This is a genomic window from Pontibacter sp. GD7, from assembly GCF_058216375.1.
In genome coordinates this window covers 36,345-58,405 of the sequence record NZ_JBYZMP010000009.1, presented here as the reverse complement: position 1 = coordinate 58,405, position 22,061 = coordinate 36,345, and the positions used below count along the sequence as shown (strand labels likewise).

Below are 22,061 nucleotides of genomic sequence, written 5' to 3'. Positions count from 1 at the left end.
ATACTATACTTTGAAATGAAGTCATGATACTTGATACGTGCTACGAGATACGTCCATTTTCAAAAAAACTATGAAACAAAATCACCCTGTAGATGAAGAGGCGCCAATTACAAAGCCTCCGTTTTTTAAAAGCTGGTCTGGCATGTACTGGCTGGTGCTGGGCAACCTGGCATTCCTGATCATCCTGTTTTATATCCTTACAAAGATCTACGAATGAGACCACTAGACTGGATCGTATTACTGGGCACCTTGGGCTTTATCGTGATCTACGGGGTTTGGAAAACGCGCGGCAGCAAAGACATAGAAGGCTATCTGAAAGGCGACAACAGCATGAAGTGGTGGACGATTGGTTTGTCCATTATGGCGACTCAGGCAAGTGCCATCACCTTTTTGTCAACGCCGGGGCAAGCCTACGAGGATGGGATGCGCTTTGTACAATTCTACTTTGGCTTGCCGATAGCGATGGTTATTATTTCCATCACAGTTATCCCTATTTTTTACAGGCTAAATGTATTTACGGCCTATGAATTCCTGGAAAACCGCTTCGACCTGAAAACCCGTTCGCTGGCGGCTTTGCTCTTCTTGGTGCAGCGTGGCCTGGCAGCAGGCATTACCATTTACGCACCGGCCATCATACTTTCTACCATGCTTGGTTGGAGCCTGACCATCACCAACCTGCTTATCGGTATTCTGGTGATCGTGTATACTGTGTCGGGTGGAACCAAGGCGGTTAGTGTAACACAGAAGCAGCAAATGGCCGTGATGATGGGAGGCATGATCATAGCCGGGATCATGGTGGTAAGCTACCTACCCGACAATGTTGGCTTGGGCGATGCCGTGGCTGTGGCCGGAAAAATGGGCAAGATGAATGTGGTGGACTTCTCATTTGACTGGGATGACCGCTATAACTTTTGGTCAGGGTTAACCGGAGGCTTGTTTCTGGCGCTGTCATACTTTGGCACCGACCAAAGCCAGGTGGCACGTTACCTGGGGGGCAAGTCAGTGGCTGAAAGCCGTCTGGGCCTGCTGTTTAATGGTTTGCTAAAGATACCGATGCAGTTCCTGATCCTGTTTATCGGCGTGATGGTGTTTGTGTTTTACCAGTTTAACCAGCCGCCAGTATTTTTTAATGATGCTGCCAAAAGTAAAGTATACGGTACGGCCTACGAGCCGGAGCTGCGCCAACTGGAGTCGAAGTATAGCGACCTGTTCGAGCAGAAGCAGCAGGCTGTACAGGGATTGGTTACGGCACTAAAGGCTGAGGATGAAGCTGCTATTACAGTGGCAGAAGGAGAGGTAGCAGCCTTAACCGCAGCTGGGAAGGAAGTACGCGAAGAGGTTAAGGGGCTAATTTCCAAAGCAAACCCTGAAGGAGAGACCCGCGACACAGACTATGTTTTTATCTCGTTTGTGATGAAATACCTGCCAACCGGATTGGTAGGCTTGTTGCTGGCTGTTATCTTCTCGGCGGCCATGTCTTCTACGGCCTCTGAGTTAAACGCGCTGGCCTCTACCACCGTGGTAGACATCTACAAGCGTTCAGTAAACAGCACAGGCGATGCCAGGCATTACCTGAACGCCTCCAAACTGTTTACCGTAGGGTGGGGCTTGATCGCCATACTTTTCGCCACGTTTGCCTCGCTGCTCGATAACCTGATCCAGGCAGTCAACATTATCGGCTCGATTTTCTACGGCACTATACTGGGTATTTTTCTGGTGGCCTTTTACATCAAGCGCATAAAAGGTAACGCCGTTTTCTTTGCTGCCATACTTGCCGAGCTGGTGGTGCTCTACTGCTTCAAATACACCGAAATCGCTTTTCTGTGGTTTAACGTAATTGGTTGTGTTTGTGTGGTGGTGTTCGGGTTTATACTTGAAGGGCTGATCGGGAAGAAGAGAAAGGGAGTGGTAGCGGGGTAGGTTGCTGTTTGCAAGTGCCGGGTTGAATACCTACTCCATCACCTTTTTATAAGCTTTTTGCTCGTTGCCAGCTTTTCGCCTCGCCGGCTGGGCCTTACTTTTCTCCTTGATGAGAAAAGTAAGCAAAAGAATCAAGACGATTTTGAACTCGCTGAACGCTCAAACAAAAAATCGTCGGTGGTGCACATGGCTAACACCGTTGCTGTGCAGCACAGGTGTGTATCACACCCCTACCCCTCTCAAGAGGGGAATTTCTGTAAAACCGGGTCAAACCACCCCTTTATCCCCTCCTGGGGGTGAAGGGGCCCCCTTTAAAGTCCAAGGAGGGGAATTCCTGCAACTACTTATTTATAATTGCTTGCAAATTACATCAGCCGTTAGCGAAGAAGTGTCAATCCCAGCCTTTGGGTGGGGGAAGGGGCCCTCGATAAAGAGCGCCTTGTAGCTGTTGCGGTGCTGAGCGAAGCGAGGCAGCCGGAGCAGAGCGGAGGCAGCTTCAGGTACACAGCGCGATGCCAAAAGGCGAGGCCTCCCGGCCTTGAGGGTACCAAAGCCAGAGATGAAACGATTGGGAAATAAGACTTAGGATGAACAGTAGATCAATAGAAAGGATAAGTAAACTTGAAATTTAGCAGCTAAAAAGCATAACAATAAGTATAATCTTACCTCGGTTTCTGGGCCGCAACAATATAAACCAAACTACCACCAGCCGAAACATACTCCTGTTTCTCCAACTTCTGCTTTAAGGTGATCTTGTTGTACAGCAACTTCTGCCAGTAGGCATCAAATTTGTCTTTGTCACCGCCACCTGCCATGTAGTAGTTCAGGTTATCCTGGTAGTCGTAGCCCATCGCCTCCGATTCAATCCACTGTAGCATTTGCTCTACTCGCAGCATTTTTTCCTGGGTGTCATAAGGCGGGATAATGGAAAGTGCCTTGTCCGATATCCATACTTTTACATCCTGTAAACCAGCCTTTAAGAACAGGTCTGGAATAACATCGCCTAGTGAGTTGAAGCCTTCTCCGAGTTGCTTTTTGCCTTTCTCGATGCGAAGTTTTATCTCCAGCACGTCCAGCATCCCCTCTACGTTAAAGTCGGTTTCTCCGTAGCGGTCGAACATGAGGTTGGGCACCAGGTTGTTTGGCTCCAGGGCCAGCACCCAGCCGCCAGGCTTGGTTACCCGGATCATCTCTTGAATCACGCGCTGCGGGTTTTTCACGTGGATCAGCAGGGTCTGGCAAAGCGTTACATCGGCAATGTTGTCTGGCAGCGGTATGTCGGTGGCGTTGCCAACTTTAAACTCGTAATCAATTTTATTCTGGCCGAACTCGCTTTGGGCCCGCTGCCTGGCCTCGGCAATGTAGCCAGGTTCGTAGTCAACACCGTAAACTTTTGCACCGGCAGGCATGTACTTCGAGAACTTGAAGCCCATCATACCTTTTCCACAACCAATATCCACGAGGGTCTGGCAATAGTCTATGTACAGGCGCTTAACCAGCAACTCCAAATAGTCCTCGTTCCACCAATACTCCCGGGCCGGGCCCAGGTGTTCTTCCGAATGCATTTTCTCTTCCAACAGCGCTATACTTTAATGTGATTTATACTTTAACTAAAACAAAAGCCTCCGAAGTATACCTCCGGAGGCTTTATATACGGTAAATGCAAAGGTAGCTTTATTTCATCTTTTTCCACTCAGCAATCGCCTTCTCGTTCAGGCTTACATAATCGGCGTTGTTGGCTGCCTTTGCCAGCTCCATCGATTTCTCGGCTGTTTTAATGGCTTGCTTGTAGTTTTTCATTTTAGCCTCGATCTTAGCCTGTGTGTGCAGGTTCCAGAACTTAGCGTCTTTCTCGTTGGCTTTTTTCATCCACTCGTGTGCCTGCTTCAGGTCGCGGTTGGTTTCGAAGTAGTAGTTGGCCGCAGCAGCATATAGACCAGGCGTTGCGTTCGGGTTTTTAGCAACCTGCGCATCGATCTGGCTCATTACCCTTGTGTCTACGTCTGTTTTAACAGTAAACGGAACCATGGTTCTGTCCCACAGAATTTCCACATCAGTGCCATCGGCAGTAAGGTTTGTGAAGTTGATCGTGAAAGACTCTACCTTACGTGGGTTTTGCTGAGGCTTTACCTTAAAGCGAACCTGATCTTCTTCTTGTTTATACTCCGGGCCGCCGTCACCCCAGTGTTTTGTATTTTTATGAATAACGATGGTCCACTCGTCTTTACCAGGGATAGTATACAGGGCATATTCGCCGGCAGGTACTTTGTTGCCTTCAATTGTAACATCATCAGAGAACTTGATCTTGGTTGATGCGTTTGCACCTGTTCTCCATAGTTTGCCATAAGGCACCAGGTCGCCAAAAATTTCGCGGCCTTTCATGGATGGGCGGGAATAATCTACTGTAATAGTGCCTAAACCTACTGCCTGTTCTACTTTTTGTGCCGGGCTTGGAGCCGGCATTTTAATACCTTGAGCTTGTAGTGCGCCGCCGCCAAACAGCAGGGCAGCCGAAAGCAAAAAGCTAAATACTGTTTTTTTCATGATGATAGTGTTTATAGAGGTATATTTAGTAACGTAATATTACATAATCTTAAGCTTGTTGGCGAATTTGAGTAGGTTGTTTTACGGTCAATTTCGACAAACTAAAAGCTGCGCCCTATACTTAACCCAAATCGTGGCACCAATGCCAGACCAGGCGTGCGCACGTTGCTTTCAGACGATATAAACGGCGTAAGCGCAACCCGCACCACAAGCCCGCCTTCTGGTGGCTGGTATCTAAAGCCCAATCGTCCGAAGTACATATCATGCAGCAATTCAGGGTTGTCAGTGAACCTGCGGGTATAACCTAATCCGAACTCAAAATGTTTTTCTCGCCGCCCCATTAAGCCAACTGCCTCTACTGGTACAATGGGATAAGTGGTGTCTTCTTCGGGCAGAAAAAACAGGTTAGAGCCTATCCCCACCCTCAGACCTACTTTTAATTCAGCCTGCTGCAAAAACAAACGTTCCAGGTTTACAGAATAAGTGTCGCCATTGCCTCCTGCCTCAAAATAGGTCGCGGTCATGGCGCTGAAATTTTCTGCGGTTCTGTACCGTTGCGCCAACAGTTTACCAGGAAATAACAGGCCAGGCAATAATAATAAAAGCAGGGTGATGCAGAGGTGTTTTGGCATATAGTATAGTAAAGCCTGCTATTCTTGAGTAGGGTTTAGCGGTTCAGGACTTCTACGCAAAATATAGGCAAAAGTATATTATTAAAACAAAAAATCCTGCCGACTATTTAGCTGGCAGGATTTACTGATTCTTTTATACTTGGATTAGCTTAACTCGAACTGCAGTTTAAGCAGGTTAGCGTAAATGCCCTCAGGATTCACTGAAAGCAAGTCATGAGAGCCTTCTTCCACGATTTCGCCGCCATCTATCACCAGTATCTTGTCCACTTTGCGGATGGTAGCCAGGCGGTGTGCGATTACGATGGTGGTTCGGCCCTGCATCAATTCGTCCATGGCCTGCTGCACCAGGTGCTCCGATTCCGAGTCGAGGGAGCTGGTAGCCTCGTCGAGTATAAGTATGGCCGGGTTCTTAAGTATGGCACGGGCAATGGCCACGCGCTGGCGCTGCCCACCAGATAGCTTGATGCCGCGCTCGCCCACTAATGTGTCAAATCCTTCCGGGAACGACATGATGAAGTCGTAAGCATTGGCTTTACGGGCTGCGTCTATAATCTCGGCCTCAGTTGCTTCTGGTCGGCCATAGGCAATGTTCTCCCTAATGGTGCCTCCAAACAGCAATACCTCCTGCGGTACAATGCCTATGTTTGCACGCAAGGTGGTCAGATCCATATCGCGAATATCCTTGCCATCTACCGTTATGCCACCGCCAGTTACATCATAGTAGCGCATCAGTAACTGCACGATAGTAGACTTACCGGCACCGCTTGGGCCTACTAAAGCCACTTTTTCACCGGCTCTTACGGTAAAGTTGATGTCGCGCAACACCTGCACATCAGTGCGGGTAGGATAAGAGAAAGCAACCTGGTTGTAGGCAATATCGCCTTCCAGCCTTTTGATTTCACTCAGGGCTTTGTGGCTTTTATCGGTTGGTTCTTCCTGCTCCTGCAATATCTCCAATATGCGCTCCGTGGCACCCAACGACGACTGCACTTTGCCATACAGATCACCGAGTCCGCCGACTGATGCTCCAATGAACACAGTATACAGCACAAAGGATATCAAACTGCCTGGCTCAATGTCGCCGTTGGCAACCAGCGTGGCACCGTACCAGATTACAAGTATGATACCTCCAAAGAGGCCTACAATGATGAAGGTGATGAAGGCACCACGGTAGTAAGCAGCCGACAATGCGGTTTTAACAGCACGGCCCAGCGTAGTTTGGTAACGGGCAACCTCAAACATCTCGTTCGTAAAGGCCTTTACCGTATTTATTGCCTGCAGCGTTTCTTCTACAATCACGTTGGTATTTGCCAGCTCGTCCTGCGTTTTCTTAGACAGTGCCTTAATTCTGCGGCCAAAAACCAAGGCCAACGCTACCAGCACCGGGAAGGTCGCCAACATGAACAAGGATAGCTTGATGGAAGTCCACATGATGATGGCTATACCTACAATCAGTGTGGTTGTCTGGCGGAAAAGCTCTGCCAAAGTAATAGACATGGCATCCTGCACCTGCGCTACATCTGTGGTGATGCGGCTTGTAATCTCACCTACGCGCCTTTTCTCGTAAAACGAAACGGGCAGCTGTACAAATTTGCTGTACAGGTCGCGGCGGATATCGGCTACGGCATTCTCGCTTACCTGCGCAAAAAAGTATACCCTGAAAAACGAGAAGATACCCTGCGCCAGAATAACCAGAAACAGGCCAATGGCGATCATGTTGATGTCTTCCAGGAGGCCGTTGGCATTGCCAGTAGAGGAGTCGAATAGCTTGCCCACCAAGTATGGGAAAGCCATAAAAGTTAAGCTGGACAGAGTAAGGAATACTAAACCAACTATGAATTTATACTTGTAAGGTAGAACGTAGCTAAATATCCGTAGGCCACGGCGAAAGCTCTCTTTCGTGATTTTCTTTCTGCCTTCCTTTTCCTGCTCTCCGTTTAGCCCGAATCCGCGTTTTGCCATTAATGAAAAATACTTGTATAATTAGAAGCTGCTGTAAACTTGTAACAGCTTTGTGCTGACGGGGTTATAACAGTACAACGGCTAGAATAATGCCGCATCCCCGCAAAATCTTACAAAGGTAAGGAATGTTGGGGATATTATGGGTAATGGAGGGGTTGGAATGTGGTTTTATACTTTTTGTTGGTTACATTCTGTTAGTATCCGCTATTATATCTATCTGGTTGCATTCCTCAGTTTTGTATGCCTATTGTTTCATTTCTGGCTTTGGTGCGCTCAAGGCCGCGTGGCCTCGTTTCTCTGCATCGCCGCTGTGTTCCCTCCTGCGCTTACGCGCTGCCCTCCGGGCACCGGATCTCACAAGGCGGCTCAACAGAGAAACTGGGATTGACACTTCTTGGTTAAAGCCTTCTGCAACTGGCAAACAAGTATAAATCAGCAATAGCGCAGATTCCCCTCTTGAGAGGGGCAGGGGTGTGTTAATCGTCTGTAATAAATTCTGGAGATAAAGGAAGCAGTTAAACGCTAAAGTGTAAAAGCGAGTCTGGAGACTCGCACACACAAACAAGCACCAGTTGGATACTGGCGCCAGACTAGAATTAACCTAACGCTTCACCAATTCCAACTCCCCAACTTTACCCTTAGACAAAGCCATTAAACCGGTAAAAGTAATGAAGCTATTCAGGAGCAGCACCTCGTAACCAAAAACATAACCCCATAGCCAATCCATGGAGTTGTAGCTGATGATGTAGGTAAGAATTGGCGCTACTATACAAATAACCGGAACATACTTGTCCCGGATGGTACGCTTGGTGTAGAGGCCAAAAGCGTATAGCCCCAGCAAAGGCCCATACGTATAGCCAGCCACGGTAAACATGGTAGATATAACGCTTGCTGACTGTAACACATCAAAAGCGATTACCAGTAGCACCATCACCAAAGACATGCCCGCGTGCACCCAATGGCGCTGCCGAATACGCTCGTGTTCGCTTTTATCCTTGAAGTTTAGGAAATCGACACAGAAAGAAGTCGTGAGGGCAGCCAATGCTGAGTCGGCGGAGGCGTAGGTAATGGCGATGATGCCAAGTATAAACACGATACCCAGGAAAGCCGAAAAGTGGTTGAGAGCAAGAAATGGGAATACATCATCGGCCCTTTCGGGTAGGGCAATGCCTTTTGTTTCGGCGTAAGTATAAAGCAACACTCCTAAGGTTAGGAACAGCACATTAACTACTACCAGGATCATGTTAAACCAGAACATGTTTTTCTGGGCATCTTTAATGTTCTTGCAGCTCAGGTTTTTCTGCATCATATCCTGGTCCAGTCCTGTCATGGCGATGGTGATAAAGGCACCCGTTAAAAATTGCTTCAGGAAGTAGTTGCCCGCCTTAAAATCCCATACAAACACGTTGGAGTAATCGCTTGCCTGCACCATATCTACCATACCCTGATACCCCAAGTTCAACTCATCAGAAATTAGCCAGATGGTAATGCCCACTGCCAGCAGCATGGCCATTGTCTGGAAGGTGTCGGTCCAGATGATGGTTTTCATGCCACCCCTAAAAGTATAAACCCAGATAAGCAGAATGGTGATGATAACCGAAACCGCGAAGGGTACGCCCAGATCATCAAACACAGCCAACTGCAGCACACCTGCCACCAGGAACAAGCGAATAGAGGCCAGCAGTGTGCGCGAGAGCAGAAAAAAGGCCGCACCAGTTTTATAAGACCAATAGCCAAAGCGCTGCTCCAGGTAAGTATAGATCGAGACCAGATTGAGGCGGTAATAAAGCGGCATAAGCACCGTAGCGATAACCAAATAACCCAGCAGGTAGCCCAGCACCATTTGCAAGTAGGTAAACTGCGCACCCTTTACCATGCCCGGCACCGAAACGAAGGTAATACCCGACAAGGTTGTACCGATCATACCAAATGCCACTACAAACCACGGCGATTTGCGGTTAGCCAGAAAAAAAGTGTCGGAGTCGGTTTTGCGGCTGGTTAAAAACGAGATAAGTATAAGTATGCAGAAGTAGCCTGCAATTAAGCCAAGTATAAGGGTAGATGACATAACATTTGCTGTTGGTAAACCATTCAGGTGGGCAAAGATAGCAAAAGTATGGCTGCTGTTACGTTGGCCTATTGTAGCTCACTCAAAAGCACTGGCTCACCAATGGCAGGCAACCGCAGGCCCTGCAACACACCAGAAGCCGACACTTGTTGCAGGATACGCACAGGCTCACCGGGTGGCTCGTCCGACAAATCGAAGGTGCCAAAGTGCATTGGTATAAAGGTGCCACCACGCAGGTTGTTATAAGCCCTGACTGCTTCGTGTGGGTTCATGTGGCTTTGGCGCATCAGAAAGGCGGGTTTATAGGCACCGATCGGCATAATACACAGGTCCATAGGGCCAAGCAAGTCGGCAACTTCCTCAAAGTGCGGACCATAGGCCGAGTCGCCAGCAAAGTATAAGCTGAACGTCGGGGTTTTTAAGACAAAGCTTCCCCAAAGCATTTTGTTCATATCGGTAAGGCCGCGGCGGTGCCAGTGCATGGCAGGCATAAAGTATACTTCCACGGCGTCGGGCACTAAATCATACTTCTGATACCAGCCGGCTTCCTGGTAAGGCAAATGCGGACAAGTGCTGCGCAAGATCTTGCCCACATGCAGCGGGGCCAGGGCTTTTAGTTGCGGGTTGTGCTTAAATATGGTTTTGATAGACTGTGTATCCAGGTGATCGCGGTGCGCGTGCGAGATAAGCATGAAATCGAGGTTGCGAAGCTGATCGGGCTGGCAGGGTAGCTCTGTTTTACGCTTAATCACGGGCAGGTTGTACAGCACGGGGTCTGTGATAAAACTGATGCCGTTTAACCTGATGAAAAAAGTAGCATGCCCCAGCCACACCACCATGTCCTCGTCGGAGTTGATGAAGTCGGCGTTATGGTGCACGGTTGGCTTATAGGTATCGCGTTTTTTCTCTTCGCGCTGCGGGTTTCTCGAAAGCTGCCACTTTAGCACATTGCCGAAGCTTGGGGTGTATAGTTCCTCCCCGTTGGCAAACATGCCCCTGATAACCTTATTGCCCCTGTGGCTGGGTTTAATAGTTTCGAGGCGTTCGTTTTTAAGGTGGCGTATGTCGTTGTTGTTATGCTGCAATGCTAATCTGGTTTTGATTCGTTAACCAAAAGTATACGGATTTGGTTAGAATGATACAGTTGTTGTACGAGCGTTCAGGATTTTAGCCAAAACAAAAGCGCTTACCCGAGGTCGGAAAAGCGCTTTTATACTTTTATTAATTGACGTGTGCTAGTTACTCCCAAACAGCTTAATACCCTAAACCAAAACGGTTGGAGTTGCCAAACCCAGGACCGTAGAACGGAGAGCCAAAAGGTGCGGCAAATGGCGAAGCACCATCTGTATAACGCAGGCCTCCGGTAACCGTAAAGTGCTCTGTTATTTTGTAAGCGGCCCTGAAATCGGCTCCCATACGGCCCGGGCTGAACATGCTGTTGTTAAAACCATTGGCTGGCATGTTAGAGAAGTCTCTCCAGATATTGCCGCTCAGTATAAGCCTGTCGGTGGCAAGGTAATCTACGCCCACGCTGGCGATATAATGGCTGCTGCCATTGTTGCGGTATACCACGGTATTGCCCTCCGGACCAATCATGCTGCTGTTATGAGGCATTACGTTAATGTAAGAAAGGCTGGTATTTACCCTGAAGCGGTTGCTAACCTGGTAGCGCACCGAAGGCTCAAGGTAGGTGGCGCTGCCAAAACCATTGCTAAAGCTGGCACCCGCCGATAAACCGTAGCTAAGTTTAGGGCCAGTCCAGGCTGGTTTGGCGGCTGCAGCATTCTCCTGTTGCTTAACAGCTGAAGGTGCCGTAGTTGTTTCCGGAACAGGAGCAGCATTCAGGTTGGGCTTCACGTTCTGCGCTGTGGCCTGCGTTGCCCAAAGTAAGCTAACTGCCAGTATGGTTCTAAGTATATTTTTCACGTGAAATCTCTGAAGTATAAATCTTTATACTAAGTTAAGGCGCCATAAGTTTAAAAGCAAAAACGCTGAAGTTTATACTTTGTTGTGTCTGTTATTACTTTGTCTTAGAACCTAGCCATGCCTCTCTAAAATTCATCATCTCTGGTGTCAGTTCTTTGCCTATACTTTCATAGGTAACCAGTTCAAATGCCGGGTTCTCATCCAGTACAAGGCTGGTGCTACGTGTCTGGCCGTGGCGGTTAAACGTTATTTGGATGGTATCGCCGGGTTTGTGCTTCTCAAGTACTTTTTTCAGGTCTTTCTCCTTTTTTAGTTTATCCCCGTCCAGCGTCAAAATCACATCGCCACGGTCCAGGCCGGCTTTGTAGGCTCCGGAATTCACAAATGTACCGTTGCTTATTCTGGCACCGCTTTTATCCTCCAGGTAATCCAACGACACGCCCCTAAGTATTGCCTCGTTTGGTTTGGCTTTTCTCAGTTCCAGTCCGGCTTTGGCAAGCATGGGAGCCAGATCTGGTAACTGGCTGCCGTATATGCTGTTCCTGAAAAACTGGCTGGCAAAGGCCTTGTCGCCGGACACCTCAGCTAATGTCTGCTCTAAATCTGCCAACGTGTACGGTTTTTCGGGTTGGCCATACTTACGCCACAGGGCCTGCATATACTCGTCGAGGGTTTTGTTGTACTGCTGGCGCAACGTCATATCCAGGGCCAGGCCGGTTACCAAGCCATATGTGTAATATGAGATAAACGTGTTGTGGCGGTTTACAGGGTCCACGGAGCGGGCTGCATCCACGAAAGGTGCCTGCTGGCTCATCTCCACTAAACTATGATACTCCCTGCCCGGCGACAGTAGCACGTAGTTCAAATCACCTGCCAGGTCGGCTGCATACTTTTTAACGTCGTAAATGCCGCTGCGGGCCATGGTCAGGTCGCCGTAGTAACTGGTAAAGCCCTCGGCCAGCCAAAGCGCATCACTCATATTTGCCTCCTGAAAGTTAAACGGTTCCAGACTCTTAGGGCGAAGACGCTCCACGTTCCAGGCATGGAAAAACTCATGCGACACCGTGTTCAGCAGTGGCCCCATCGCCGTGGCAAGTGGTCGGGTGCTGGTAAGTATGGTGGAGTTGCGGTGCTCCATGCCATCGCCGACTGCCTGTGGCATGTAACAGCCAATAAACGTATAGCGGCCAAAATCAAAATCTGGTAACTGGCCAAATACTGCCTGTTGTTCTGCTACGATCTTCTTGGTTTTGGCTACATACTCCTGAAACTGCGCCTGCGTACCGTTGTGGTGCAGTGCCACCTGAATCGTTTTTTGTTTGCCATTGTCGTTTACTGTCCACTCTGCAAAGTCGAAGTTGCTGAGTTCAGCGGGGCTGTCCATCAGGTACTGAAAATTGGGTGCAGAATAGGTTGTACCTTGCTCGTGCTTTAGCTGGGTGGCTACTTTCCAGTTGCTGTTTTGCGGGATGTTATAATGCACATAAGCCGGAACCTGCTCAAAGCCTTTGGCATACATTAGGGTGGCTGGTGCGTTTAAGTGGGCATGGGTTTCGTCGATGCCGGCATAGGTGCCATCGGCGTGGTCGGCGAACAAAGTATAACTTACCGTAACATTGCCTTGCGGCTTTACCACATTCCACTGGCTGGTGTTGGCTTTGTAGATTTGCAGTGGCTTACCTTGTGCATCAGTGGCGCGCACGTTGTACACGTTTTTGGCGAATTCGTGCAGAGCATAACGACCCGGTGAGCTTCGGGGCATCAGCACCTGAAGTGTATCGGTGTTTACGCCGGAGAAAGTTACCTGTACCTCCGCTTCGTGGTGCACGGCATTCGGAAACGATAGTTTGTATTCTACTTTCTGTTGAGCTAAGGCAGTTGTAGTGGTTATGCCCAGCACCAAACAAAGTATGGCTAGCTTTATACTTTTCATAGTTGAGGATTTTAACAGATAAAGATAGGGATTGTGGGGGAGGTGGGCAAGGGGGATCTATGTTGTTTGTTTTGCTAGTTGCTGTTCATCCTCAGTCTTACTTGTCTATAGTTTTATAGTTTGCTTTGGTGCGCTCAAGGCCGCGTGGCCTCGCCTTTTGGCATCGCGCTGTCTATTGAAGCTGCTCCTCGCTCCGCTGCGGGCTGCTGAGCAAGCTCAGCACCGCAACAATAGAAGGCGCTCTTTATCGAGGGCCCCCTTCCCCCACCCAAAGGCTGGGATCGACACTTCTTCGTAAGCGGCTATCGGAACTGGCAAGCAAGTATTAATTTAAATTTATAGGTGCAGGTCACGTTCTGTCCGCTTGATGGCTGTACTACGAAGCTTATACTTCAATTTAAAAAAAGGCGGAAAGTCCCCCTTTGAAGGGGGTAGGGGGATGTTTACACCTGCGTAATTCCCCTCCTTGGACAAGGAGGGGCAGGGGTGGTTGGACCCGGTATTGCGAGATTCCCCTCTCCAGAGGGGTGCCGCAGGCGGGGTGGTTACTCTCATCAAGGAGAAAAGTAAGGCCCAGCCGGCGAGGCGAAAAGCTGGCAATAAGAAAGAAGGCTTATATGAAAGTATATGAGATGTATGTAATTATCATTCTACAAGGGAAAAAGGCAATGGCAGTTCAGCACGGTGCAGCGATTCGAAGACTTATTCATTCCTCTCAAAAACCTTACTCTGTACAAAACCACCATAAAAACTTCTCGAAGCTATCTCCCTATACTTCAGCTGTTCAAAATAATGCCTGTAATCAGGCAACCGCCGGGCCTCTACGCCACTTACAGCTCCAAAAAAAACATACATACCCCAGATCAGTATCTTTTGCCACCAGGCTTGCGGATGCTGCACGGGCCAGAAATCTGCGAAAAGCCACAGGCCATTCTCAGATAAAGCCTTATCAAGTTTCTGCATGAGCTGCTGCAAGCGTTTGGGCGGGAAGAGGTCGAGCAAAAAGGGCGTAATGACGATATCAAACTGGTCGTGTTGGAGCAAGGCCTCTTCGTTGCCCAACCGGAAGTCTACTTTACAAGTACAGGCATGTTGAAGCTTAGTATACTTTTGCTCTGCCTTTCGCAGCATCTTAGGGGAGGCTTCTAAGTATAAAATATCCAGCTGTTTGCCAGTGTGAATAAGTTGCTCCAAAAGCCAGCCGCTTCCGCCGCCAATCACCAGCACCCGGCAGTTGTCAGGGATAAATGGGAGCAAGTATAACTGCGAGCTTCTTAAGGAGTTGCCATACACCAGCTGTGCCAGTGGGTCGTAAAAATTGGCTGTACGGTCAAAGCCGCTGTCGGGGAGTGTTGGCAAAGTATACGTTTTGATGTAGCAAAGATAAAGCTTACCTGCTATTGTAGTGATCATCTACAATAACCTGTAGCTTTTGAAGAATATAATCAACCAGTTGCTTTCTGACGCTTTCGGTATTTCCCTGAAACACTTCCCTGAACTCTTCAGCTTTTCCATCATAAAGTATAGAAATAAACATGGTGCCGACTGGCTTTTCTGGGTTTTCGGAGCCGCCCTCACCTGCCAGGCCTGTGGTGGCTATATTTATGTCAGCGTTTAAGAGTTTCTTCAGGCCCATCACCATCTCGTTTGTTACCTGCTGCGATTCGGCAGTATACAGCTCCAGTGTTTTTTTCTTGACACCCAGTAGTTTCTGCTTCACTTCCGGCTGATACACTACCAGGCCCCCCTTTAACACGTCGCTGCTGCCTTTGGCCCTCACAAACTCTGATGCCAGCATGCCGGCGGTGCAACTCTCGGCAAACGCCACGGTCAGCTCCTTATCTTTTAACGATTTTACCAGCTTGGTAAGCTCTGTCTGGGTCATGGTTTGTTCTTTTTTGTAATGTGCATATCATACTTAATTCCGGTATGGCGGGTTTTACCCTAGTGGGTAAGCATCCAAAACAGAATACACCGGGTGCGGCGATGCCAGCTCGGACTGCCACAGCGCAATGCCGTTTACGTGCAGCTCAAGCGGTTGCGCACTTTTTACAAGGGGCAGGTTGTCGGGTATGGGTTTGTCTTTCCGGAAGCGGGCCAGGGTAACGTGCGGTATAGGTTTTTGCTTAGTTGCAGGCTCCTCAGAAAGTATAGTTGTGAGCTCTCTGCTTAGTGCTTCAAAAGCGGTGCTGGGCTCGAAGCGGGCCCATACCAGACGTGGCTTGCGTAGGTTTGGTCCTGGCTCCGTTTGCGCAAATTGCAGCGTGAAAGGCTGGTGCTGCTGTGCGGTCTGTTTTATATTTTGCTTTATACTTTCCAGGTTTTGCTGGGGCACATTACCGATAAAATATAAGGTGAGGTGCAAATTCTGCCGGGGTATAAACTTGATGTTCGGGTGCTCAAATCCGGTGAGCTGCTGTTGCAGTGTATCTTTAAGTGCTTCTGGCAAAATAGCCGCTACAAACAACCTGATCGTGTCTTTCATAGTTAAATAGATACATTTAATTTAAGAGTTACGTACAAGTTGCAAGATTGTGATTTCCTGACGGAGACAGGGAGCAAACAAAAGGGAGTGATATGATCAGTAAAGTATATAAAAGGATAGTGGCAGCCTCTGCGCTGTTTACAATTGAGCTGCTTATTGTGTGGGCGATATTCCTGGTGTGCATTGTTGTGTTCCTGTACCTCAGCACCATTATACTTTCGGGCGGAAAGCTCGGCGTAGACGAGGCGGCCTTTGGTTTTGCAAAAGACATCTCCAGTCCGGCCTTCAGTAGTTTTATTGAGTTTATCACATTTTTTGCCTCACGCCATTTCTTAACACCGGCCGCCTTGCTGCTGGTAGGCTACTTCCTGTTTATTCAGAAGCACCGCTGGTACTCGCTTAAGGTGCCGGTAGTTGCTTTGGGCAGTATCACGCTTAACGTGCTGCTTAAATACTTTTTCGACAGGCCACGGCCACTGGGGCCATTGGCAGAGGCATCGGGCCTGAGCTTCCCGAGTGGTCACTCTATGGTGGCGGCCTCATTTTACGGACTGCTTATTTACCTGGTGTGGCACAATGTTAAGAACGTAGCCCTGCGCAATTTTCTGATAGGTTTTTTAGTGGTGTTTGTAATTTTTATCGGGTTTAGCAGAATATACCTTAGGGTGCATTACGCCACCGATGTGATAGCTGGCTTTGCGGCTGGTTTTCTGTGGGTTGTGATCGGGATAGCCACGCTGCGCCGCATCGAGAGAGTCTCTAAAAAAGAAATTGACCCGGTTGTGGAGGAAGAAACGCCAGCCTGATCGCCAATATTTTTCTTTCAATATATTGCAGAATAAAATTTCCGCCGTATCTTTGTTGTCCCAATGAACAAGGGTTAAAGGGTTTTGGGAAATATTTTAATGTAGTGACCAGCGCGCACGTGGCGGAATTGGTAGACGTGCAGGTCTCAGAAGCCTGTGCCTTCGGGCGTGGGAGTTCGACTCTCCCCGTGCGCACACTAGTTAAACAACAAACGCCAGCTTCGAAAGAGGCTGGCGTTTGTTGTTTATATGCTGCAAAGATGTTGTAACACAGTTTTTGTGTTCTGCCGTTTCGTGTGGTTTCAGGTTGTAGAGATAAGGCAGCGAACAGGAGAGAATAGTGTTTAGTAGTTTATACTTGCTGCAATGTCGGTGGCATTTTCAATAATAAACAGTCCATTCTCCTGCCTGCGCTTTATGCCTGAAGTGCTCTAACATCCAGCTTTGGGTTACAGGCAGAGCCCTTTTAACAACCAGTACCGCATTTTTACGAAGCATCGAGCGCAACAGCCTCACATCTTCTGCCTGGTTTACATCCAACAGTGTCTTATGCCACCTTTCATCTTTTTCAAATTGTACATCGCGTTTCAGGTGCTTGCTCTGGTCTTTTACAGAGATGATATTTCGGTTGAGTTCAAAAGCAAGGGAAGGCAGCAGCTTATCGTAAACCAGTATGGGCCGATCCTGTAAGTTTTTGGCCATGATAACAGCTGCCACAGGGCGGCTACCTTTTATAAGGTGTGGGTTGCTGCCCATCAGGTGGGTGGAGTAAGGCAGGAGCAATAGTATAAAGACCAAGGCACCGCCCAATAGCTTGACAAGTGGCGGCAGAGGGCGTTTCCAAAGTATAAGCAAGACGAACAGCATCAGCACCGGGAAAATAAGTACCCACTTAGGCAGAGCTATGCCAACAGGAAGCATAGGCACAAGTAGTAAGGCTAAGGCCAGCACTGCAAAGTATAACAGGCAGCTTAAAGCGGTTTTTGTCTTAATTGGTTTTGTGAAATGGCAAAGCAACCATGCCGTTAGCAGGGCCTGCCCCGCAAAAAGCGGTAATATGTAAAGTATAAGCTTCGAGCCGGAAAGTGAGAAAAATGCCAGTGGAACCAAGATCCAAAGTATAAATAAGCGCTTTAAAGACTTTGGTAATGCACGCAGCTTTTTGAGATGCACTAAAAGTATGGCGGACCATGGTAAGCTTAGCGCTGGAGCAAGCACCAGGTAAAACCACCAAGGCTTGGAACGGCCAAAAGTTTCGGGGTTGGTATAGCGTTGCACGGTATGCTTAAAAACAAAGTAATCTACGAAGCCAGTGTTTTGGAGCATCAGATAGCTATACCACGAGCCACCCACTACCAGAAGAAGCAGCAGGGCAGGTACATGGTGCCAAGCGGATGGTAATGTACTGTACTCATTTTGCTGCTTTCTGTACCCAATGGCCACCAGTACCGGGAAGATCAGGCCTACGGGGCCTTTTGTTAGAAAAGCCAGCGCCAGCAACAGGTAAAAAATGTATAGCCACCCCGAGTTGTTTTTGTATTTATACTTTAGCCAAACCCAGATCCCGGCAAGCTCAAATGTTGTCAGGAAGGAGTCGGTGGTAAGGTTGCGGGCTGCCAGCAGCACTGCCGGAATAGTAGCATAAACTATGGCTGCCATCAAAGCCTGCTTCCGATCCCTGAACAACTCTTTTCCTGTTAGATAAACCAAAGCCACCTGAAGCAGCAGCGATACTTGTAAGAGAAACCTGGCCCCAAAAGCATTGGCTCCGAACATTGCCATACCCCAGACCGATAAAATATAGGTAACCGGTGGCTTATGGAAATGCTGAATGCCAAGCAGGCGCGGGTGAAGCCAGTCACGGTTCTGCCACATTTCGCGGCTGATCTCTGCGTAACGGGCCTCGCTGGTTTCTACAACACCCCAGCCGCCCAGGTTATAAAGCAAGGCCAGAAGCAAAAGCAACAGTATGAGGAACAGCATGCGGTTGATGCCAGGGGAGTAGGGAAGGTGCATAAGTTTCAATTTGCAGAGATTTGCCGTGCAGCTTTTTGGTGTTCTCGCAAACCCAGCACCAGGTTTCGGCTGTAGGCCGTAACCCCGAAAGTCTGTCCTAAAAACAGAATAGGGTCCAGGCGCAGCACAGCATAAGAAATGATCATTAAACCGCCCACCAGGCTTATAGCCCAGAAGGCCGGTGGAATGACGGATTGCTGCAGGCGCTCAGAGTAATACCATTGGTACACAAAACGAAGCGTAAAAACCAATTGGCCTATGCCTCCCCAAGCTATCAGCGTGCCTGAAATTTTGCTGTGTTCCATAATGTAGCTAAAGCTATAGGTCTCGCTCCAGAATAGCCAGGCCATGGCTGCAAACGGAAAAAGTATAGCTCCCCAGCGAACAGGTGCAGCCAGGTTGTCCCAAACGTTTTTAAGTTTGATGTTGCGCAGGTAAATAAAGTAGGAGAGTAGCTGTCCGCCTACTATAACGATATCATGGCGCATTGCACCATAGGCCATTAAAAGTATAGAAGCCACTACGCTCGTAGTCCAGAAGGAGGTAGGCGAAAGTACTTTCCCGGCCCTCTCAGACAAGATCCACTGTGACAGGATACGCGCCGAAAAAAGTATCTGGGCAAGCAGGCCTGTGCTATAAATCACTACTTCAGAAATGTCCATTGGCGACAGGCTGGTTCTCGAACTCTTCGGCTATAGTATAGTTTAAGTAACGTTTTCGCATCCACCGGAAGGCAAACGTGTCGTTCAGCGGACCCCACAGGCGGTTAAACAAATGGTATTTGGAGTAACCCGCAAAACGCTCGAAATGCTGTACCGGCAACTGCTTTACCTTACCTCCTTGCAACTGAATAAGGGCTGGCAGAAAGCGGTGCATGCCATCAAAAAAAGGAACACGCTTGGCATAAGCCGCATCCATTATTTTAAGCGGGCAGCCAGTGTCCACGATGCCATCGTTGATCATGTAGCGCCTGAAGCCATTGGCGATCCTTGAGGATACTTTTTTAACAAATGTGTCTTTGCGTTTTTCCCTGATACCGATCACCATTTGGTAGTGTGGCAAGTGCTCGAAGAAAAGCATAAAGTCCAGGGGGGAAGTTTGCAGGTCGGAATCGATGTAACCGATGTGCGTGGTTTGGATATGGTCTATTCCGGCTTTAATAGCGGTACTAAGGCCATAGTTTCGATTCAGCGACAGGTAGCTGTAGCCGGATTTGGTTTGGCAGGTTTCCTTTATCTGGGTTAAACTGCTGTCTGTAGACCCATCGTTTACAAACAGCACCTGTGTGGGAACCGGTGTTTGCTGCAGAAAGGCGCCCATCGCCTCAGTTAGTTGCTTCAGGCAGCCTTCCTCGTTAAAAACGGGTACGATAACAGTAAGCGAAATAGAGTTCATCTTTTTTAAACTATTGCGTTGTAAGTCTTAATGAGCCATTTTAGAGGCTTTTTTGATTTTATTCATTGGGCTGCAAAAGGGATCTTGCGGAACCTGGCTTCGTCTCTTTTTCGTGCCATAGCGCTGCTATTCCACTTAAATGGAACATCCCGAACTTGATTCGGGAAGGAGCCTCGCCAGAATCCTAATAATCCCCTTTTCGCTTCCAACAATAATATCAAAACAGCCTCTTAGAGTTTATTAAAATCCATACTGCCTGCCCTTGCTGCGTGTTCTCACCAGCAAGTATAGTAGCCGGTGCCTTAAATTGCTGGTGAAAACACCAACAATGGCTGGTTCAATTTTTTTAATCAAAACTCTAAACAGCTTTAATCTATACTTGAGATCAGGCAAAGTCTTTTGCTATTAAATTTACCGGAACCAACTATTTAGGCTTCCACGTACTTTAGGCTAAACCTCCCATGAAGCGATTGCTAAAAAAGTTTATCAGCCTGTTAGCACTCCTCTCTATTGAGGTGGTAGTGCTGTGGGGTGTTTTTATTGTATGCCTGTTACTTTTCCTGTACATAGCCAATACGGTGTTCATCGAAAAAAACACTGCTTTGGATGTAGCGCTTTTCGAGTTCGCCAAGCTCCATACTACGGAGCAGAATACTCGGATCATGCGCATCATTTCCTTTTTTGCCTCTGTCGAATACCTGCTGGTTGTACCGCCGATATTTGTGCTGTTGTTCTCTTTTTTTGAAGACCTGCGCTGGTACGGGCTCAAGATATTGGTTATTTCTTTGTCCAGCTCCCTGCTAAACCAGTTGCTAAAGTGCTTCTTCGAAAGGCCCCGGCCCGAGATCGCCATGCTTCAGCAGTCTGGTCATAGCTTCCCGAGCGGCCATGCCATGATCGGGGGAGCTTTTTATGGCCTGCTGATCTACATTGTGTGGCACACGGTTCCCAGCAAAGTATGGCGCGTTATACTTGTCGCATTTCTTACCATACTTGTGCTCCTGATTGGCTACAGCCGGATCTATCTGCGGGTGCATTACGCCACCGATGTGCTGGCCGGCTACACGTTGGGTGTCATCTGGCTCATTATTTCTGTGCGCCTGATGCGTAAGCTTGAGAAGCTATACCTCTCTAAATACAAGCGTCAGGCCTGATTTATGTTGTAAAGGCAACCGTCTGTCACCTCTGTATCTCTACCTCTGTTCTAAGGGTTGTGTATTGCTTGTACCAGTCTACAAAACTTGCCAAGCCGTCCGCCAGCGTAGTGGAGGGGCTGAAGTTAGTAGCAGTTGCCAGGTCCTCTGCATCGGCATAGGTTTGCGTTACATCGCCGGGTTGCATGGGTAATAAGTCGAGTTTGGCTTTTCGGTTTAAGAGGCGCTCCAGGGTGGCCACCAGGTCCAGCAATTGCTCTGGTTTGTTATTGCCGATGTTGTACATTTTGTACGGCGCCGTTGTGCCTGATGTGGCGCCTGGCTCCGGGTAATTGGTTAACAGCTTCTCTATGCTTATGACCACATCATTTACATAAGTAAAGTCGCGCAGCATGTTCCCGTTATTGAAGATGCGAATATGCTGCCCCTTTAGAATAGCCTCTGTAAAACTGTAGTATGCCATGTCAGGGCGGCCCCAGGGTCCATACACCGTAAAAAAGCGCATGCCTGTTGTCGGGATCTGGTAAAGATGTGCATAACTGTGGGCCATCACCTCGTTGGCTTTTTTGGTAGCTGCGTAAAACGAGACCGGGAAGTCAGTCCTGTCGCCTGTTTGGAACGGAGTGTCGGCGTTTAGGCCATATACTGAACTGGAAGAGGCGAAAAGTAAATGCTTAACCCCATGCCGGCACGAGCACTCGAGCACATTGGCAAAGCCCAGTAAATTACTTTTTACATACGATTGTGGGTCTGTAATGCTATGGCGCACCCCAGCCTGAGCTCCCAGGTTAACCACTACATCAAATTTATACCTGGCAAATAACTGCTCCATGCCCTGTGCATCAGCCAGGTCCAGTTTTACGAAAGTGTGAGAACTGTTGTAGTTGTTAACTATTATCTTTCCGTACCTTATCCCCTCTACGCTAAAACTCTGTGTTTTAAGTCGTGCCAGTTTCAGGTTTGGGTCGTAATAGCGGTTAAGCACATCCAAACCTATAACCTGATGGCCTGTATGTTGCAGCCTCTGTATGAGATGGTGCCCGATAAAGCCTGCGCTACCTGTTATTAAAATCCGCAGCTTTTCCTCCATGGTTTTACCTTTATACATTACGGCCTTTGCAAGGCATATTTTGTTTTATATTAAATGTACTGTCCAATTCTGTAGAAAATCTGTAGAAATATTATATTGAATAGGATTAAACTGAAAAGCATGCTCGCAA

General features: G+C 48.3%; 19 protein-coding genes and 1 tRNA gene. 5 read left to right on the top strand and 15 right to left on the bottom strand.

All coding sequences use genetic code 11. The features are described from left to right. Positions 1 to 70 precede the first annotated feature (70 nt). A complete protein-coding gene (locus AC4BAP_RS14200; RefSeq protein WP_490583328.1) occupies positions 71 to 217 on the top strand; it encodes a hypothetical protein in 147 nt (48 codons plus the stop codon). Next, positions 214 to 1,920 carry a sodium:solute symporter family protein gene (locus AC4BAP_RS14195; protein WP_490583327.1) on the top strand — a complete coding sequence of 569 codons (1,707 nt, stop codon included), beginning with the start codon at positions 214 to 216 and terminating at the stop codon, positions 1,918 to 1,920. Before AC4BAP_RS14200 ends, AC4BAP_RS14195 begins: the two co-directional genes overlap by 4 nt. Positions 1,921 to 2,582: 662 nt before the next feature. Here the strand turns inward: AC4BAP_RS14195 and AC4BAP_RS14190 are convergent. From AC4BAP_RS14190 to thpR, 11 genes are all read right to left on the bottom strand, one after another. Next, complete coding sequence (locus AC4BAP_RS14190; RefSeq protein WP_490583326.1) at positions 2,583 to 3,497, bottom strand: class I SAM-dependent methyltransferase; 915 nt, start codon at positions 3,495 to 3,497, stop codon at positions 2,583 to 2,585. A gap of 97 nt (positions 3,498 to 3,594) precedes the next feature. Beyond that, positions 3,595 to 4,464: a DUF2911 domain-containing protein gene (locus AC4BAP_RS14185; RefSeq protein ID WP_490583325.1), complete on the bottom strand. Its 870-nt coding sequence runs from the start codon at positions 4,462 to 4,464 to the stop codon at positions 3,595 to 3,597. Positions 4,465 to 4,565: 101 nt separating this feature from the next. Then, positions 4,566 to 5,096 (bottom strand): hypothetical protein, encoded by a 531-nt coding sequence (locus tag AC4BAP_RS14180; protein ID WP_490583324.1) that lies wholly within the window; start codon positions 5,094 to 5,096, stop codon positions 4,566 to 4,568. 144 nt (positions 5,097 to 5,240) lie between these two features. Next, a complete protein-coding gene (locus AC4BAP_RS14175) occupies positions 5,241 to 7,058 on the bottom strand; it encodes an ABC transporter ATP-binding protein (RefSeq protein WP_490583323.1) in 1,818 nt (605 codons plus the stop codon). 601 nt (positions 7,059 to 7,659) lie between these two features. After that, complete coding sequence (locus AC4BAP_RS14170) at positions 7,660 to 9,126, bottom strand: sodium:solute symporter (protein ID WP_490583322.1); 1,467 nt, start codon at positions 9,124 to 9,126, stop codon at positions 7,660 to 7,662. A gap of 68 nt (positions 9,127 to 9,194) precedes the next feature. Next, a complete protein-coding gene (locus tag AC4BAP_RS14165) occupies positions 9,195 to 10,211 on the bottom strand; it encodes an MBL fold metallo-hydrolase (RefSeq protein WP_490583321.1) in 1,017 nt (338 codons plus the stop codon). A 169-nt stretch (positions 10,212 to 10,380) separates the two neighbouring features. Next, the gene (locus AC4BAP_RS14160) at positions 10,381 to 11,052 is read right to left on the bottom strand and encodes a hypothetical protein (protein WP_490583320.1); all 672 of its coding nucleotides are present in this window, start codon (positions 11,050 to 11,052) and stop codon (positions 10,381 to 10,383) included. Positions 11,053 to 11,146: 94 nt separating this feature from the next. After that, positions 11,147 to 12,985, bottom strand: a complete 1,839-nt coding sequence (locus tag AC4BAP_RS14155; RefSeq protein WP_490583319.1) for a M61 family metallopeptidase — start codon at positions 12,983 to 12,985, stop codon at positions 11,147 to 11,149. Between the two features lie 702 nt (positions 12,986 to 13,687). Next, a complete protein-coding gene (locus AC4BAP_RS14150; protein ID WP_490583318.1) occupies positions 13,688 to 14,398 on the bottom strand; it encodes a class I SAM-dependent methyltransferase in 711 nt (236 codons plus the stop codon). After that, entirely contained in the window at positions 14,376 to 14,870 is a 495-nt protein-coding gene (locus tag AC4BAP_RS14145) for a CinA family protein (RefSeq protein WP_490583317.1), read from the bottom strand. The genes AC4BAP_RS14150 and AC4BAP_RS14145 overlap by 23 nt, the downstream gene beginning before the upstream one ends. A gap of 54 nt (positions 14,871 to 14,924) precedes the next feature. After that, on the bottom strand, positions 14,925 to 15,470 hold the full coding sequence (gene thpR, locus AC4BAP_RS14140) for an RNA 2',3'-cyclic phosphodiesterase (protein WP_490583316.1): 546 nt from the start codon (positions 15,468 to 15,470) through the stop codon (positions 14,925 to 14,927). Positions 15,471 to 15,562: 92 nt separating this feature from the next. On the opposite strand from thpR, the gene AC4BAP_RS14135 reads away from it, so the two are divergent. Both AC4BAP_RS14135 and AC4BAP_RS14130 read left to right on the top strand, forming a co-directional pair. Further along, entirely contained in the window at positions 15,563 to 16,276 is a 714-nt protein-coding gene (locus AC4BAP_RS14135) for a phosphatase PAP2 family protein (protein WP_490583315.1), read from the top strand. 113 nt (positions 16,277 to 16,389) lie between these two features. After that, a tRNA-Leu gene (locus AC4BAP_RS14130) sits at positions 16,390 to 16,471 on the top strand. Positions 16,472 to 16,657: 186 nt separating this feature from the next. Here AC4BAP_RS14130 and AC4BAP_RS14125 read toward each other — a convergent pair. The 3 genes from AC4BAP_RS14125 to AC4BAP_RS14115 are packed head-to-tail and all read right to left on the bottom strand — an operon-like array spanning position 16,658 to position 19,687. Continuing rightward, positions 16,658 to 18,292, bottom strand: coding sequence for an ArnT family glycosyltransferase (locus tag AC4BAP_RS14125; RefSeq protein WP_490583314.1), 1,635 nt, complete (start codon positions 18,290 to 18,292; stop codon positions 16,658 to 16,660). 5 nt (positions 18,293 to 18,297) lie between these two features. Further along, positions 18,298 to 18,954 (bottom strand): lipid-A-disaccharide synthase N-terminal domain-containing protein, encoded by a 657-nt coding sequence (locus tag AC4BAP_RS14120; RefSeq protein WP_490583313.1) that lies wholly within the window; start codon positions 18,952 to 18,954, stop codon positions 18,298 to 18,300. Then, the gene (locus AC4BAP_RS14115) at positions 18,941 to 19,687 is read right to left on the bottom strand and encodes a glycosyltransferase (protein WP_490583312.1); all 747 of its coding nucleotides are present in this window, start codon (positions 19,685 to 19,687) and stop codon (positions 18,941 to 18,943) included. Before AC4BAP_RS14115 ends, AC4BAP_RS14120 begins: the two co-directional genes overlap by 14 nt. A gap of 461 nt (positions 19,688 to 20,148) precedes the next feature. Here AC4BAP_RS14115 and AC4BAP_RS14110 point away from each other — a divergent pair, with 461 nt between their 5' ends. Continuing rightward, a complete protein-coding gene (locus AC4BAP_RS14110) occupies positions 20,149 to 20,841 on the top strand; it encodes a phosphatase PAP2 family protein (RefSeq protein ID WP_490583311.1) in 693 nt (230 codons plus the stop codon). A 25-nt stretch (positions 20,842 to 20,866) separates the two neighbouring features. On the opposite strand, the gene AC4BAP_RS14105 is transcribed toward AC4BAP_RS14110, so the two are convergent. Beyond that, positions 20,867 to 21,931, bottom strand: coding sequence for an NAD-dependent epimerase/dehydratase family protein (locus tag AC4BAP_RS14105; protein WP_490583310.1), 1,065 nt, complete (start codon positions 21,929 to 21,931; stop codon positions 20,867 to 20,869). Positions 21,932 to 22,061 lie beyond the last annotated feature (130 nt).